A 17,287-nucleotide genomic window follows, 5' to 3' on the forward strand; every position below is an offset into this window, starting at 1 on the left:
CCACCAAATATTGCACGAAACAGGTGAATTGGCGGGTCGAGCCGGTCCCGGAGAAAAGGCGAGGTGTCAGATTGTCCGCCGTACTGCGTCCCCATCACCTGGGTCCCTTACCGGAATTCATGGCCGGTGCGCACACCGTTCCGGTAAAGCGCATACGCACACCTCCCGGTGACGAGATGTGGTTGGTGAGCGACTACGCCCTGGGCCGCCGGGTACTGTCCGACCGGCGCTTCAGCAGGGCCGCCGCGGCGGCTCCGGGAGCCCCTCGGCTCAACTCGGCGATGCCCTCGCCCACCTCGATGATGAGCCTGGACGGCACCGACCACGCCCGGCTGCGCAAAATCGTCGCGGCCGCCTTCACCACCGGCAAGATGACCGGCATGGCCCCGCTGGTGCGGGGGACGGCGACGGATCTGCTGGCGGCCATGAACCGCCGCGGCAGCCCGGCCGACCTAGTCTCCTCCTTCGCCGAACCACTGCCCGTGGCCGTTCTGGGCAACCTGCTCGGGGTGCCCGCGCAGGACCGGGGCATCTTCGACTCCTGGGTGGAGGTGCTCTTCGACATCACCGCCAGCAGCGACCTGGAGAAGAGCCGGCAGCGGCTTCTGCTGGTCGACTACATGTCCACCCTCATCGACCGCAAGCGGGGGTGGGATGACGACGACCTGCTCACCGACCTCATCCGGGCGCACGACGGCGACTCCTTGACCAAGGCCGAACTCGTCAGCCTCGGGCTCGCCCTGCTCACGGCGGGATATGAGACGACCGTCGGGCAGATCGGCCTCGCCGTCCTCGCCGTACTCCAGGAGCGCATTCCCCGTGAATTCGTCAAGGACGAGACGCAGGCGGACGTACTGGTCGAGGAATTGCTCCGCGTCACCCCGTCCACGGCCATCAGCTTTCCGCGGGTGGCTCTTGAGGACGTCCAACTGGGAGATGTCCGCGTGTGTGCGGGGGAAGCGGTGGTGGTCTCCTTGCTGCACGGAAATCGTGACGACAAGGTATTCGCCGAACCGGACCTTCTGCGGGACGGCAGGTCCTCGGCCCATCTCACCTTCGGGCACGGTATTCACCGCTGCCTCGGCGCGCCGCTGGCGCGGCTCCAGGTGCGCACGGCGCTCCTCGAACTGTTCGCGTGCTTCCCCGAGTTGCGGTTGGCCGAGGACGAGCCCGCGGCGCCCGCCGTCGTGTGGAAGGACGGACTGATCACCCGGGGACTCGGCTCGTTGCGCGTGGCGTGGTGAGGCCTCGCCCGCACCGATAGGGGCGCGGCACCCGCACCTTCGGGACGGGACGTGGGGCCAGCTGGCCCGACAGGACCAGCGGAACCAGTGCGATCAACGGAACCAGTGCGAACAGCGGAACCAGCGGGACCGGCGGATCAGCGGAACCAGTGGGATCAGAAGGGGCAGGGAACGACAGTGGCTGCACACGTGGCGGACGGCATGACGGAGCCGGAGACGGCGCAGGACGAGCCGATCGCGATCATCGGCATGGCGTGTCGCTTCCCCGAGGCCCCCGCGCCCGGCGACTACTGGCGCCTGCTGCACGAGGGCCGCTCGGCCATCCGCCGCTCGCCCGAGACCGGCAGGCACGAGGGCACGCTTCCCGGCCGCGACCGGTTCGACGCCGCCTTCTTCGGCATATCGCCGCGCGAGGCCGGCGCCATGGACCCGCAGCAGCGACTGGCGCTCGAACTGGCCTGGGAGGCCCTGGAATCGACGGGAGCACTCCCCGCCGCACTGCGCGGCAGCTCCACCGGCGTCTTCCTCGGCGTCTCGGCCAACGACTACGCCGGTGTCATCCGGCGCGAAGGGGCGGCCCCGCTCACCCACCACGCCTTGGCGGGGACCCACCGCAGCGTCATCGCCAACCGCCTCTCGTACGCCCTCGACCTGCGCGGGCCGAGCCTCACCGTCGACGTGGGGCAGGCCTCGTCCCTGGTGGCCGCGCACCTGGCCTGCGTCAGTCTGCGGAGCGGCGAGTCGTCGCTGGCCCTGGCCGGGGGTGTGCAGCTGAACATCACCGAGGACGGCGCGGAACTCGCGGAGGCCTTCGGCGGGCTGTCCCCCGACGGCAGCAGCCGTGCCTTCGACGCCCGCGCCAACGGTTTCGTACGGGGCGAGGGCGCCGGTCTCGTCGTACTCAAACCGCTGGCGAAGGCGCTGGCCGACGGCGACCGCGTCCACGCGGTGATCAGGGGCAGCGCCGTCAACCACGGCGGCCACGGCGCGGGGCTGACCGTACCCGGCGCGGCGGCGCAGTCCGACGCCCTGCTCGCGGCCCACCGGCAGGCGCGGATCACCCCCGAGGAGGTGCAGTACGTCGAACTCCACGGCACCGGCACGAAGGTGGGCGACCCCATCGAGGCGAACGCCCTCGGCGCGGTCTTCGGCCCCCGGCGGCGCGGCCGCGAGCCGCTCCGGGTGGGCTCGGTCAAGACCAACATCGGCCATCTGGAGGCGGCCGCGGGCATCGCCGGCCTGCTCAAGGTCACCCTGGCCCTGTCCCACGGCGTCCTGCCCGCCAGCCTCAACTTCGAGTCGGCCAACCCCGAGATCGATCTCGACGGCCTTGGCCTGCGCGTGCAGACGCGGGCCGAGCGGTGGCCTGCGCCACAGGGCGCGGAGCAGGTGGCCGGGGTGTCCTCCTTCAGCATGGGCGGCACCAACTGCCACGTCGTCGTCTCGGCAGCGCCGCAGGCGACGCCGATCGCCGCGCCCGCTCCGGGCCGGCCCGCCGACGGCGGGCAGCCTCCGACGCCGCCCGTGCCGTGGGTGCTCTCGGGGCGTGGCGCACAGGCCCTGCGGGACCAGGCCCGCAAGCTCCGGGAGCACGTCGTGGCGCACCCCGCCTGCCGGATCGAGGACATCGGCCACTCTCTGGCCACCACCCGAACCGCCTTCGACGAGCGGGCGGTTGTCGTCGCGGCGGGCCGCGCGGACTTCGTGGCGGCCCTCGACGCCTTGGCTCTCGGCACGACGACGGACGCGGTCGTCACCGGCAGCGCCGCGTCGTCGACCGGGCCGTTGACCCTGGTGTTCCCGGGGACGGCCGACGCGTGCCTGGATGCCGGGCGCGCGCTGCTGTCCTCCTCGCCCGGGTTCGACGCCGCCCTCGCCGAGTACGACGCGCTGTTCGCCCCCTACGGCCTGGCGTCCGTCGCCGAGGTGCTGCGCGGCACCGGGACCGAGACGTCCGGCCCGCAGGCAGCCGCGGCCTGCGTGTACGCCGTCACGCTGGCGCTCGCGGGGGTCTGGCGGGCGTACGGTGTCCGCCCCGACGCGGTGAGCGCCCCGCGCGGGCCCGGCGCGGTGGCCGCCGCGGTCAGCCGTGGTCTCCTGACGCCGGAGGAGGGCGCCCGTCTGGTCGCCGCGGGCGAAGTGCCGTCGGAGAGCGTGGAGTTCACCGGGGAGGCCGCCGCCGACACCTGGTGGCTGGACGCCACGGGACGGCTCGGCGTCCGTGCGCCGGACGCCAGGGTCTGGAGCACCCCGGACGGCGCACTGGCCCGGCCGGACCTCGTGGCGACCGCCGCGCAGTTGCACGTACGGGGTGTCCGGATCGACTGGAGCCCCGCTTTCGCCGGCACGCGGCCCACGGTCGTCGAGCTGCCCACGTACGCCTTCCAGCGGGAGTCGTACTGGTGGCCCGAGGCGGGTGCGGAAACGGCCGGGTCCCCGGTGTCCGGGTCCGCGCCGTCGGGGACCACGCCCCGCGCCGAGGTCTCCGCCGAGGAGACCGTCTTCTCGGTGGTGCGCGAGGTGCTCGGTGGCGGTGAATTCGACGGCGGAGCGGCGTTCCGGGACGCGGGCTTCGATTCGATGATGTTGTCGGAATTGCGGGACCGGTTGTCCGAGGCGACCGGCCTGGACATTCCTTCGACAGCGGTATTCGATCACCCGACCCCGCTGGCCCTCGGGGATTTCCTGGCCACTCTTCAGGGCGACGCCACCAGCAATTCCACCATCAATGAAACCCTTGACCCCACTCGTGACTCCACCCGCAAAGCCATCGCCAATCCGGTGGGAGATCACACCGCTGATCCGGTGGTGATTGTGGGGATGGCTTGTCGTTTTCCTGGTGGTGTGGTTTCGCCGGAGGGTTTGTGGGATGTGGTGGTGTCGGGTGGGGATGTGGTGTCTGGTTTTCCGGTGGATCGTGGGTGGGGTGGTGGGGTGTTGTCGGGTGAGGTGTGTGGTGTGCGGGAGGGGGGTTTTGTTGAGGGTGTGGGTTTGTTTGATGCGGGGTTTTTTGGTGTGTCGCCGCGGGAGGCGGCGGGGATGGATCCGGCGCAGCGGTTGTTGTTGGAGGTCTCGTGGGAGGTGTTGGAGCGGGCTGGGGTGGCGCCGGGTTCGTTGCGTGGGCGTGGTGGGGTGGGGGTTTTTGTGGGGGGGATGGGTTATGAGTATGGGCCGCGTTTGTGGGAGGGGGGTGGGGGGTCTGGGGGGTATTTGTTGACGGGTTCTGCTGGGGGGATGTTGTCGGGTCGTTTGGCTTATGTGTTGGGTGTTGAGGGTCCGGTGTTGACGGTGGATACGGCGTGTTCGTCGTCGTTGGTGGCGTTGCATTTGGCTGTGGGTTCGTTGCGGTCGGGTGAGTGTGATGTGGCGTTGGTGGGTGGGGCGACGGTGATGGGGACGCCGGGTGCGTTTGTGGAGTTTTCTCGGCAGGGTGGGTTGTCGGGGGATGGGCGGTGTCGTTCGTTTTCTTCGGATGCTTCGGGGACGGGGTGGTCTGAGGGTGTGGGGATGTTGTTGGTGGAGCGGTTGTCGGTGGCGCGGCGTTTGGGTCATCGGGTGTTGGCGGTGGTGGCGGGGAGTGGGGTGAATTCGGATGGTGCGTCGAATGGGTTGACGGCGCCCAGTGGGGTGGCGCAGCAGCGGGTGATTCGTCGGGCGTTGGTGGATGCGGGGGTGTCGGCGTCGGGGGTGGATGTGGTGGAGGGGCATGGGACGGGGACGGTGTTGGGGGATCCGGTGGAGGTGGGTGCTTTGGTGTCGGTGTTTGGTGGGGGGCGGCCGGTGGGGCGGCCGTTGTGGTTGGGGTCGTTGAAGTCGAATATCGGGCATGCGCAGGCGGCGGCGGGTGTGGGTGGTGTGATCAAGATGGTGGAGGCGTTGCGGCATGGGGTGTTGCCGCGGACGTTGCATGTGGTGGAGCCGGTGGGTGGGGTGGAGTGGGGTTCGGTGCGGTTGTTGACGCGGGAGGTCGCGTGGGAGGGGGTGGAGGGCAGGCCGCGTCGGGCGGGGGTGTCCTCGTTCGGGATCTCGGGTACCAACGCGCACGTCATCCTCGAAGAACCACCTGAGTTCGACGAGTTCGAGACGGCGGCGGACGGGGCGAAGGGCGTGGCACCGATCCTCCGGGACGCGCGAGGTACCGGGCACGTTCCGGGTGCGGGCGTCGCGGACGGGGCCGGCGCCCCGGGTGAGATCGGCGGCGTCCGGCGCGATGCGGGCGGCCATGCCGAGGCCGGCGACATGCGGGATGCGGGTGAGCGGGTCGGTGCCGGCGAGGGGAACCATGCGGGTGGCCGGGGCGGTGCCGGCGAGGGGAACCATGCGGGTGGCCGGGGCGGTGCCGGTGACCGGAACCATGGCGGTGGTCCGGACCGTGTTGCCGGGGAGGCCGGCGACGCCTTGGCGTTGCCGCTGGTGTTGTCCGCGAAGACGCCGACGGCCCTGCGGGCGCAGGCACGGCGTCTGGGTGACTTCCTTTCCGACAGTGCGCAGAATTCCGCCGACCACAACGGTCCTGTCGAACCGTCGGCCGTGGCGTACACCGCTGCCTGCGTACAGTCCGGGTTCGACCACCGAGCCGCCGTCCTGCCCGGGGCCGACGGCGACTACCGGCCCGCGCTGGACGCGCTGGCCGCCGGTCGACCGGACCCCCTGCTGCTGACCGGCACCGCGAGCGGGCGCAGCCGGGCCGTGTTCGTCTTCGGTGCCGGAATCGACCTCGCGACCGCCGAAGCCGAAGCCGGCGGCGGCTCCGGAACAGGGGCGACGGAGTGTGTGGCCGATACTCCGCATCCCGACCTCGCCTCCACCGCACGGCAGTTGCTCGCCACCGCCCCCGCCTTCGCCGAGTGCGTCGGCGAGTGTGCGGCCGCCCTGGCGGTGCATCTCGGGCGTGACGTCCGCGAGTTGGGGCCCGCCGAGCCCCCGCAGGCCGTGGCGTTCGTCGTGGGAACCGCCCTCGCGCGGCTCTGGGAGCGGTGCGGTGTGCGGCCCGACGCCGTACTGGGGCAAGGCGTGGGAGAGATCGTCGCCGCTCATGTCGCCGGGGCACTGACACTGGACGACGCGGCACGCATCTGCGCGGCCTTCGTGCGCCCGGGGCCCGCCGAGGAACTGCGCGCGGCCGTGGCCACGGTGACCCCACGCCGCACGAAGATCGACCTGTGCTCGCCACTGACCGGCGAACCACTCGACTGGCCGCGGGCGTTGACCACCGAGTACTGGCTGCACGCCGTACCGGAGCCGACTGCACTAGACGCGGCGCTGCGGCACGTGACCGCCGGTGGCCGTCGAACCCTGTTGGCGATGCCGGCCGCCTCTGGGCTCCGCACGGCCCACCCCGGCAGGGACGCCGACGACAGGGAGGCGACCGACGGACCGGCGACGGCGGCACTGGACGCGCTGAAGCCCGGCACGGAAGCCACGGGCGGGCTCCTGGGCGCGCTGGCCGCCGCCTACACGCGAGGCATGCCGATCGACTGGCAGGCGGTCATCCCGAGGCGTCCCCTGGTCGTCCTGCCGACGTACCCGTTCGAGCGGCAGCGGTACTGGCTGAACGCCGACCCGCCGCGCCCCGCGCACAGCGGGGGGCACGCGCTGCTCGACACCGCCGTCACGCTCGCGGACCGCGACGCGCAGGCGTTCACCGGCACGCTGTCCACCCTCACGCACCCCTGGCTGGCCGACCACAGGATCGACGGGCACACGGTCCTGCCGGGCACGGCGCTGGTCGAACTGGCCGCGCACATCGCCGCACTCGACGGCGCCGCGACGGTCACGGAACTGACGCAGGAGGCACCGGTCCGGGTCCCCGACGACGGCAAGACGGTCGAGCTCCAGTTCGTCGTCGGCGCCGTCGACGAGACGGGCGAGCGGCCCTTCACCGTGTACGCGCGTCCCGGCCGCGCCCAGGGAGCGGCCGCGCGAGGCGCCGAGGAGGACCGATCCGGCGCCTGGACCCGTCACGCCTCCGGAACCCTCGCGCCACGCGCCCCCCGGGTCCCCGCGGACCCCGCCCCCGCCGCCTGGCCGCCGCCGGGCGCCACACCCGTCGAACTGTCGGGCCTATACGTGGAGTTGGCCGAGGCCGGATACGCGTACGGCGACACCTTCCGCGGTCTGCGGGCCGCCTGGCGGCTCGGCGAGGACGTGTACCTCGACGTACGGCTGCCCGAGGGCACCGACACGTCGGGCCATGGCCTGCACCCGGCGCTCCTCGACGCGGCGCTGCACGCCACCGTGTGGCAGGGCGCGACCGACGGTCGCGTGCGGCTGCCCTTCGCGTGGAGCGGCGTACGGCTGTACGGCGGTGACGCGACGGAACTGCGCGTACGGGTGTCGCCCGTCGGCCCGGACACGGTGTCGCTGCGGATCGCGGACCAGTACGGCACGCCGATGGCCGCCGTGGACACGCTGGTGCTGCGGGCCGCTGCGGACGGTCCCGCCGACGACACGCTCCTGCAGGTGACGTGGGGCCCCTCGGCGGCAGGCGCCGCGTCGGACGCGGCCCTGGACGTCGACGCGTGCTGGGTGCTCGGATCCGTCCCGCGTCCGGGGCTCACCGTCGTCGCCGACGTGGCCGAGGCGGGCGCGCGTCTCGACGCCGGCGCCCCGGCGCCCGCCGCCGTCCTGGTGCCCTGCCTGCCGTCGCCCACCGGGGGCGGGGAAGCGGGGGTGCCCGATGCCGTTCGCCGCGCGGCGCACCGGACGCTGAAGCTGCTTCAGGACTGGCTGGCCGACGGCCGGTTCGCTGACACCCGGCTGGTCCTCGTGACGCGAGGGGCGGTACGCGCGGGCGCGGGGCCCGCCGAGATGCCGGTGGATCTGGTCCACGCGCCGCTGTGGGGCCTGGTCCGCACGGCACGGTCGGAGCATCCGGGCCGCTTCGTGCTCCTCGACCTGGACCAGGACCTCGACCTGAACGGGATCTTCGAAGAGCCCCGTCCGGCGCGCGAGGTGCTGACCGCCGTGGCGGCCGGAGAGGACGGCGAACTCGCCCTGCGGGACGGAATGTTGCTGGTTCCCCGCATGGCCCCCGTACCCCGCCGGGCCGTGGCGCCGGACGCCGCCGGGGCCGTCCCCACGCCGATGCCCCCGCACGGCACCGTTCTGGTGACCGGCGGCACCGGCGCGCTCGGTGCCCGGATCGCCCGGCACCTGGTGGCCCGGCACGGCGTCCGGCACCTGCTGCTGACCAGCCGCAGCGGCCCCCGCGCCGAGGGAGCCGACGACCTGGCGCGCGAGCTGCGCGGCATGGGCGCCCAGGTGCGCATCGCCGGCTGCGACTGCGGTGACCGCCAGGCGCTCGCCGCGGTCCTCGACTCCGTCCCCGCCGAGCACCCGCTGACCGGGATCGTCCACGCCGCGGGCGTCGTCCAGGACGCCACCATCCGGTCGCTGACGTCGGAGCAGCTGGACGGCGTGCTCGGCCCGAAGGCCGATGCCGCCTGGCACCTGCACGAGTTGACCCGCTCCGCCCCGCTCGCCTTCTTCGACCTGTTCTCCTCCGCCACCGGCACGCTCGGCGCCGCGGGGCAGGGGAACTACACCCTGGCCAACACCTTCCTCGACGCCCTCGCCCGGCACCGCGCCGACCTCGGCCTCCCGGGCCGCTCGCTGGCGTGGGGCCTGTGGGACCTGCCGGACGGGATGGCGGGCCGGCTGACAGCACACGACGTCGAACGCCTCGGGCGCCGCACCGGGCTGCGGCCGCTCGACGCGGCCCGCGGGCTGCGCATGTACGACGCCGCCCGCGCTCTTGACCCGAGCCTGCCGACCGTGGTCGCCGCAGCACTCGATCCGGCATCCGTCGAGACCCCGGCTTCGGTCCAGGCCCCGGTTTCGGTCCAGGCCTCGGCTGCCGTACAGGCTCATGCCGGTGGCACCGCGCCGGCCGCCGCCGGGCGGGCGGGGACGCCGTGGGCACGACGGCTGGCCGAACTCCCGGAGGGCGAGCGGACGACTCAGAGCCGTCGACTCGTCCTGTCGATCGCGGGGGAGGTGCGGGGCGGAAGCGGTGACGTCGACGCCGGGCTCGCGTTCCGGGAGGCCGGTTTCGATTCCCTGCTGGCCGTCGAACTGCGCAACCGGCTCTGTGAGGTGACGGGCCTCAAACTGCCGCCGACCGTGGTGTTCGACCACCCGACACCTGCCGCCCTCGGCACATACCTGGGTTCCTTGCTCGCGGACCCGCCATCCGAAGAACCGACGGCCGAAAACACTCCGGCCATTGCACCGGTCCGCACGAAAACGCGTACGCCGTCGAAGGACACGGATTCCTCCGCTGATCCGGTGGTGATTGTGGGGATGGCTTGTCGTTTTCCTGGTGGGGTGGTTTCGCCGGAGGGTTTGTGGGATGTGGTGGTGTCGGGTGGGGATGTGGTGTCTGGTTTTCCGGTGGATCGTGGGTGGGGTGGTGGGGTGTTGTCGGGTGAGGTGTGTGGTGTGCGGGAGGGGGGTTTTGTTGAGGGTGTGGGTTTGTTTGATGCGGGGTTTTTTGGTGTGTCGCCGCGGGAGGCGGCGGGGATGGATCCGGCGCAGCGGTTGTTGTTGGAGGTCTCGTGGGAGGTGTTGGAGCGGGCTGGGGTGGCGCCGGGTTCGTTGCGTGGGCGTGGTGGGGTGGGGGTTTTTGTGGGGGGGATGGGTTATGAGTATGGGCCGCGTTTGTGGGAGGGGGGTGGGGGGTCTGGGGGGTATTTGTTGACGGGTTCTGCTGGGGGGATGTTGTCGGGTCGTTTGGCTTATGTGTTGGGTGTTGAGGGTCCGGTGTTGACGGTGGATACGGCGTGTTCGTCGTCGTTGGTGGCGTTGCATTTGGCTGTGGGTTCGTTGCGGTCGGGTGAGTGTGATGTGGCGTTGGTGGGTGGGGCGACGGTGATGGGGACGCCGGGTGCGTTTGTGGAGTTTTCTCGGCAGGGTGGGTTGTCGGGGGATGGGCGGTGTCGTTCGTTTTCTTCGGATGCTTCGGGGACGGGGTGGTCTGAGGGTGTGGGGATGTTGTTGGTGGAGCGGTTGTCGGTGGCGCGGCGTTTGGGTCATCGGGTGTTGGCGGTGGTGGCGGGGAGTGGGGTGAATTCGGATGGTGCGTCGAATGGGTTGACGGCGCCCAGTGGGGTGGCGCAGCAGCGGGTGATTCGTCGGGCGTTGGTGGATGCGGGGGTGTCGGCGTCGGGGGTGGATGTGGTGGAGGGGCATGGGACGGGGACGGTGTTGGGGGATCCGGTGGAGGTGGGTGCTTTGGTGTCGGTGTTTGGTGGGGGGCGGCCGGTGGGGCGGCCGTTGTGGTTGGGGTCGTTGAAGTCGAATATCGGGCATGCGCAGGCGGCGGCGGGTGTGGGTGGTGTGATCAAGATGGTGGAGGCGTTGCGGCATGGGGTGTTGCCGCGGACGTTGCATGTGGTGGAGCCGGTGGGTGGGGTGGAGTGGGGTTCGGTGCGGTTGTTGACGCGGGAGGTCGCGTGGGAGGGGGTGGAGGGCAGGCCGCGTCGGGCGGGGGTGTCCTCGTTCGGGATCTCGGGTACCAACGCGCACGTCATCCTCGAAGAACCACCTGCCGAGGTGTCGTCCCCCGCGGTCGCGGGGGCACGGAGCGACGCCGTGGGCCGGGGCGCGGGGAGTGCCCTCGCGGTCGCGGACGTACGGAACGACCCTGCGGGCCGGGACGGGCGTGAAGCCCCCGCGGTCGACCATCGCGACGGTGCGCTGCCGCTGGTGCTGTCGGCGAAGACCCCGACGGCGCTGCGTACGCAGGCCCGCCGCCTCCATGACCTGCTGAGCGGACGACCCACCACGTGGGACGCGCCGAGTGGACTGGTTGGCTTGGGGGACCTGCCGGGCGAACGGTCCGACACGCCAGCTGCGTTGAGTGGTCCGGCCGGCTTGGGGGACCTGCCGGGCGAACGGTCCGACACGTCGGCAGCGTTGAGTGGACCGGCCGGCTCGGAGGACCTGCCGGGCGGGCTGTCCGGCTCGCGGTTGTCGGGTGGATCGGCTGGTCCGGGGGGCCTGCTGAGCGAACGGCCGGGAACGCGAAGGGCGTTCATCGGTCCGGTCGGCTCGGGGGGCCTGCCGAGCGGTCCGGCCGACTCGCAGAGTCCGCCGAGCGCACCGTCAGGTGCACCGGACTCGCCCGGCGCGCCGTCCGGCACCGAGGGACTGCCGAGTTCACCGTCCGGCGTCAAGGACCTGCCAGATGCACCGTCCCGCGCCGAATGCCTGCCAAGTTCGCCGGAAGGCGCGGAAGGTCTGGCGGCCGCACCGGCCAGTACCCGGGATCCGGCCGGCTCGCCGTCCACGACGCGGGGTCTGCGAGGTCGTGCCCCGGCCGCCGTCCCCGGTGTCGCCGAGGTCACCTACACCGCGGCCCGCGTGCAGTGCGGGTTCGAGCACCGCGCGGCCGTGGTCGCCGAGGACCGGGCCGGGCTCCTCGACGGCCTCGCCGCGCTGGCCGAGGACCGCTCCGCCGCCGCGTCGGTACGGGGGGTGGTGGGCCCCGGCGACGGACGCCGGGTCCTGATGTTCGCCGGGCAGGGCACGCAGCGGCCCGGCATGGGCAGGCAACTGCACGAGCGGTTCCCGGCGTACGCGGCGGCCTTCGACGAGGCGTGCGCCGCCCTCGACCCGCACCTGGAGCGCCCGCTGGCCCCCGTCGTCTTCGCGGACCCCGCGTCCGCCGAGGCGGCGGCCCTGCACCGGACCGCCTTCACCCAGCCCGCGCTGTTCGCCGTCGAGTACGCGCTGTACGAGCTGGTGCGCTCCTGGGGGGTGCGGCCGGACATCGTACTGGGGCACTCCGTCGGCGAACTGGTCGCCGCACATGTCGCGGGCGTCCTCTCCCTCGCGGACGCGGCCCAACTCGTGGCGGCGCGCAGCCGGTTGATGCAGTCGCTGCCCTCGGGCGGCACGATGGTGGCGGTACGTGCGGGCCTGAGCGACGTGGAACCGCTGCTCGCCGGCCTGGCGGACGAGGTGGGCGTCGCCGCCGTCAACGGCCCCCGGGCGGTGGTGCTCTCGGGCGCGGGCGACGCGGTGTCGGCCGTGGCCACGCGGCTCAAGGCCGCCGGGCACCGGACCACGGCGCTCACGGTCAGCCACGCCTTCCACTCGCCTCTCATGGCGCCGATCCTCGCCGAGTTCAGGGACGTCGCGGCGGGGCTGACGTACCGGCGGCCCAGGCTGCCGCTCGTGTCGAACGTGACCGGTCGGATGGCGGAGGCGGCGGAGCTGATGTCGCCCGACTACTGGGCGGACCACATCCGGCGCCCGGTCCGCTTCGCCGACGGCATCGCCACGGCCCGCGCGGAAGGCGGACGTCACTTCGTGGAGATCGGCCCCGACAGCACCCTGTCGTCCATGGCGTCGACGGTCCTCACCGATCTCGCCGAGGACCCCGAGCGGGACGAGGCACAGGGCCGAGCCGTCGTGGTGCCGCTGCTGCGCGGCGCCCGCGACGAGGCACGGACGGCCGTGGACGGACTCGCGGCGGGCTTCACCACCGGCCTCGACGTGGACTGGCCCGCGGTGGCCGGGGCCTGGGGCGGTGAACTGACCACCCTGCCGACGTACCCCTTCGAACGCAGGCGGTACTGGCTCAACCCGACGGAGCCCGCGGCCGAACCGGCGGGGGACAGCGGCCCGCGAGCCACGGGCCACCCGGTGCTCGACCGCCCGCTCGACCTGCCGGACACCCGCGAACTGGTGTGGTCCGGGCGACTCGACCCGGCCGAACTCCCCTGGCTGGGTGAGCACGTGGTGGCCGGGCAGGCCCTGGTGCCGGGCGCCGTACTCGCCGAACTGGCCTGGCGCGTGGCGCGCGAGGCGGGATGCGGCCGGGTGGCGGAACTGGTCCTGGCCAGCCCCCTCGTCGTACCCCACCGGGCGGCGATCGAACTGCGGGTGGTGGCCCGCGCCGCGGACGGCTCCGGACACCGCCCCTTCACCCTCCACGCCCGCCCGTCCACCGATCCCGCCCCCGCCTGGCAGCCCGTCGCCACCGGCGTACTGGCCGCCGCGGACGGCTCCGCCGCCCCGGTCCCGCCGGTGACGTGGCCGCCGTCCGGTGCGGAGCCACTGCCGCTGCACCACGAGGGCGACTACGCCCGCCTCGCCGCCCGGGGCCTCGCGTACGGGCCGGCCTTCCGGGGGCTGCGCGCCCTGTGGCGCACGGCCGACGGCATCTGCGCCGAACTCGAACCGCCGGCGCCCATCGCCTCGCAGACCGCGCTCTTCGGCCTGCACCCGGCCCTGCTCGACGCCGCCCTGCACCCGATCGAACTCTTCGGCCTCGCGAGCGGGGCCACCGCCCCCGGTGGCCACGGCCCGGCCATCCGAGTCCCCTTCACCTGGCGGGACATGACCCACCACGCGCCCCCGAGCACCCCTCGGCTGCGGGTGCGGCTCACCGCCGTGAGGGAGGACGAGGTCGGCCTTGAACTGTCCGACACCGACGGCCACCCGGTGCTCTCGGTCGGTGGCCTCGCCCTGCGCTCGCCGTCGACGTCGGCGGACGACAGCCGGCTGCGCCGCCTGACCTGGACGGCGGCCGGCCGGCGCCCCGGGAGCGAGGCCGGGGAACAGCCCGGGGACACCGAGCGGCCCGGCCGGTACGCGCTGATCGTTCCGGGTGCCGCCCCCACCCGTACGCCATGGGAGGCCTTGCCCACGCTGGACGCGGAACGCTGTGCGGACGTCGCCGAACTGGTCCGGCGCGCACCCGGCGAAGTGCCCGACACCGTGGTCGTCCCCTGCCCGACGGGTGCGCTGGACCAAGTCCGCGAGGTGACCGCCGATGTGCTCGCCGTGGTCCAGGAGGTCCTCGCGGCACCGGCGCTCGCCCGGTGCGGGATCGCCCTGGTGACGCGCGGGGCGGTCACCACCGCCGTCGACGACCCGGCCGTGGACGTGGCGGCCGCCGCGGTGTGGGGGCTCGCCCGGTGTGCGCAGCGGGAGGAGCCGGGACGGGTCCGCCTGATCGACGTCGACGCGAGCGAGGAGTCGGCCCGGCGGCTCGCCGGGGCCATCCGCTCCGGCCTCCCCGAGATCGCCCTGCGCAACGGCGAGATGCGGGCCCCGGAACTGACTCCCACGAGCGGCCGGCTGCTCGACGCGCCGTCCGGCGACGGCACCTGGCGGCTGGACTTCGTCGGCCGCGGCACCCCCGACGACCTGGCCCTGGTGGAGTGGCCGGAGGCCGAAGCGCCCCTGGGGAAGGGGCAGGTGCGCGTGGCGCTCCACACGGCCGGCGTCAACTTCCGCGACGTACTGCTCACGCTGGGCGTCGTCGAGCCCGGGGCCGGCGTGCCCGAGGCCGGGGGGCGGCAGAGCGTGGAGGGCGCGGGCGTCGTCGTCGAGGTCGGACCCGAAGCGGGCCGACTGCGGCCGGGGGACCGGGTGATGGGCCTCTTCGACGGGATCGGCCCGGTCTCGGTCACCGACGAGCGGTTGCTCGTACCCGTGCCGGCGCACTGGTCGTTCGCCGAGGCGGCCGCCGTGCCGGTGGCGTTCCTCACCGCGTACTACGGGCTCGTCGAACTCGGTCGGCTCCGCGCCGGGGAACGGGTGCTCGTCCACACGGCGACCGGCGCCGTCGGCTTCGCGGCCCGCCAACTCGCCCGGCACGCGGGGGCGGACGTCTTCGCCACCGCCAGCCCGGCGAAATGGCCGGTGCTGCGCGACGCGGGCCTCGCCCCCGACCACATCGCCTCCTCCCGCGACGACGCCTTCGAGGCCGCCTTCCGCGCCACGACCGGCGGCGCGGGCATGGACGTCGTACTCAACTCGCTCGCCGGACCGCTCACCGACGCCTCCCTGCGGCTCCTCGCACCCGGCGGCCGATTCCTGGAGATGGGCAAGACGGACCCGCGCGACCCCGAGGAGGTGGCCAACGCGCACGGCGGCGCCGCGTACACCGTCTTCGACATCCGGCAGGCGGGACCGGACGGCATCCAGCGGATGCTGGCCGCGCTCCTGCCGCTCTTCGCGAACGGGACACTGACGCCCCCGCCGCTCACCGTGCGCCACGTGCGCGACGCCCCCGCCGCCTACCGGTACGTCGCCGAAGCGCGGCACATCGGCAAAGTGGTCCTCACCGTCCGGGACTTCGACACCGACCGCGCGGTACTGATCAGCGGCGGACTCGGCACGCTCGGCGCCCTCGTCGCCCGGCACCTCGTGACGCGACACGACGTACGGGACCTCGTCCTGATCGGCCGGCGCGGCGAGGCGACCCCCGGGAGCGCTGAACTGGCGGTGGAACTAAGAGGGTTCGGGGCCTCCGTCACCGTCGCCGCGTGCGACGCGGGAGACCGCGAGGCCCTCGCGGCGCTCCTGGACGAGCTGTCCGGGCGGGGGATCCGCATCGGATCGGTGGTGCACGCCGCCGGGACGACGCGCGACGCGGCGATCGGCTCCCTGACCCCGGCCGCGCTGGCCGACGTGCTCCGGGCCAAGGCGGTCGCCGCCGTGCACCTGCACGAACTGACCGCGGACCTCGGCCTGTCGTCCTTCGTCCTGTTCTCCTCGGTGGCCGGCGTGACCGGCTCGGCCGGGCAGGGCAACTACGCCGCCGCCAACGCCTTCCTGGACGCCCTGGCCGAGCACCGCCACGCCCGGTCGCTGCCCGCCCGGTCCATCGCCTGGGGGCTGTGGGAGCCGGCGAGCGGCATCACCGGACGGCTGCGCCCCGAGGATCACGAGCGGCTCGCCCGCCAGGGCATCCTCGCCCTGTCCGCCGACCGGGGGCTGGCGCTGTTCGACGAGGCCATGGCCACCGCGGCGCCGGTCGTGGTCGCGGCCCGCCTCACCACGCCCCCGCCCGCCGCCCGGCCCGACACCCCCGCGCCGGCGCACGCGAACACCACCGCGGCGGCGAACGGCGCCGGGACCGCCGCGCCTCCCACCGCCGCTCCCCGCGGGTCGCTGCTCGACCTGGTCCTCGCGGAGGCCGCCTCGGTGCTCGGCCACGACTCACCGGCGGCCGTCGCGCCCGACGCGCTTTTCCCCCAACTCGGCTTCGACTCGCTCGGGGCGGTCGAACTGCGCAACCGCATCGTCGCCGCGACCGGCGTCCCCCTGCTCTCCACCCTCATCTACGACTTCCCGTCCCCGAAAGCACTGGCAGGCCACCTGAGGGAGGAATGCCCGGACTGGCCGAATGTCGGCCACCCCCCGAACGGAAACGGAAACGGAAACGTAAACGAATACGGAAACAGAAATGGGGACAGGGATGCCGGCCGAGAGGAAAATGATGGAATGCGGGAGGCCGGCCATGAGCACTGACCCGGGCGCCTGGACGATGTCCTTCCATCCGGGCCGGGACGCACGAGCCCGCCTGGTGTGCTTTCCGCACGCGGGCGGTTCCGCCGGCGCCTTCTTCCCGCTGGCGCGCGCCGCGCCCCCCGGCCTGGAGGTGATCGGCGTCCAGTACCCGGGGCGCCAGTGGCGCCGCACGGAAGCGGCCGTCACCGACCTCCATGGGCTGGCGCGCGGCGCGGCCGACGCGCTCCTGGCCGAGCAGGCGCTGCCGACCGCCTTCCTCGGGCACAGCATGGGCGCGCTGGTCGCCTTCGAGACCGTGCGGCTGCTGGAGCGGGAGCGGCCGGGAGCGGTCGGGCACCTCTTCGCCTCCGGCAGCCGGGCGCCGTCCCGCCCGCGCGAGGAGGACCGGCGGACGCGGTGGACCGACGAACGGATCCTCGCCGAGGTGCGGGCCCTCGGCGGCACCGGTGACCGGTTGATCGCCGACCAGGAGGCGCTGCGGCAGGCACTGCCGGCCCTGCGGGACGACTACCGCGCGCTGGCCGCCTACCGGTGCCCGCCCGGTGCGCGCGTCGGGGTGCCGCTCACCGTGCTCGTGGGCCGCGAGGACCCGAAGGCGGGGCCGGAACACGCCGTGGACTGGCAGCCGCACACCCGCGCGGCCTTCGCGTTCCGTGCCTTTCCCGGCGGCCATTTCTTTCTCGCCGAGAATGCGACGGAACTCCTGGGCCTCGTACAGAACAGCCTTGTTGCGCCGCACCTCCCGTGAGAGGCTTTCCGACGCAATCCCA

General features: G+C 73.2%; 3 protein-coding genes. All 3 read left to right on the forward strand.

The features are described 5' to 3' along the window. Nucleotides 1-176: 176 nt before the first annotated feature. The 3 genes from ACZ5GP_RS06615 to ACZ5GP_RS06625 all read left to right on the forward strand — a co-directional run bounded on the left by ACZ5GP_RS06615 (nt 177) and on the right by ACZ5GP_RS06625 (nt 17,265). Nucleotides 177-1,244, forward strand: coding sequence for a cytochrome P450 (locus ACZ5GP_RS06615; protein ID WP_468749740.1), 1,068 nt, complete (start codon nt 177-179; stop codon nt 1,242-1,244). Nucleotides 1,245-1,445: 201 nt separating this feature from the next. After that, nucleotides 1,446-16,517, forward strand: a complete 15,072-nt coding sequence (locus ACZ5GP_RS06620) for an SDR family NAD(P)-dependent oxidoreductase (protein ID WP_468750143.1) — start codon at nt 1,446-1,448, stop codon at nt 16,515-16,517. After that, nucleotides 16,507-17,265, forward strand: coding sequence for a thioesterase II family protein (locus ACZ5GP_RS06625; protein WP_468749741.1), 759 nt, complete (start codon nt 16,507-16,509; stop codon nt 17,263-17,265). Before ACZ5GP_RS06620 ends, ACZ5GP_RS06625 begins: the two co-directional genes overlap by 11 nt. Nucleotides 17,266-17,287 lie beyond the last annotated feature (22 nt).

It is taken from the genome of Streptomyces sp. NPDC031466, from assembly GCF_055581265.1.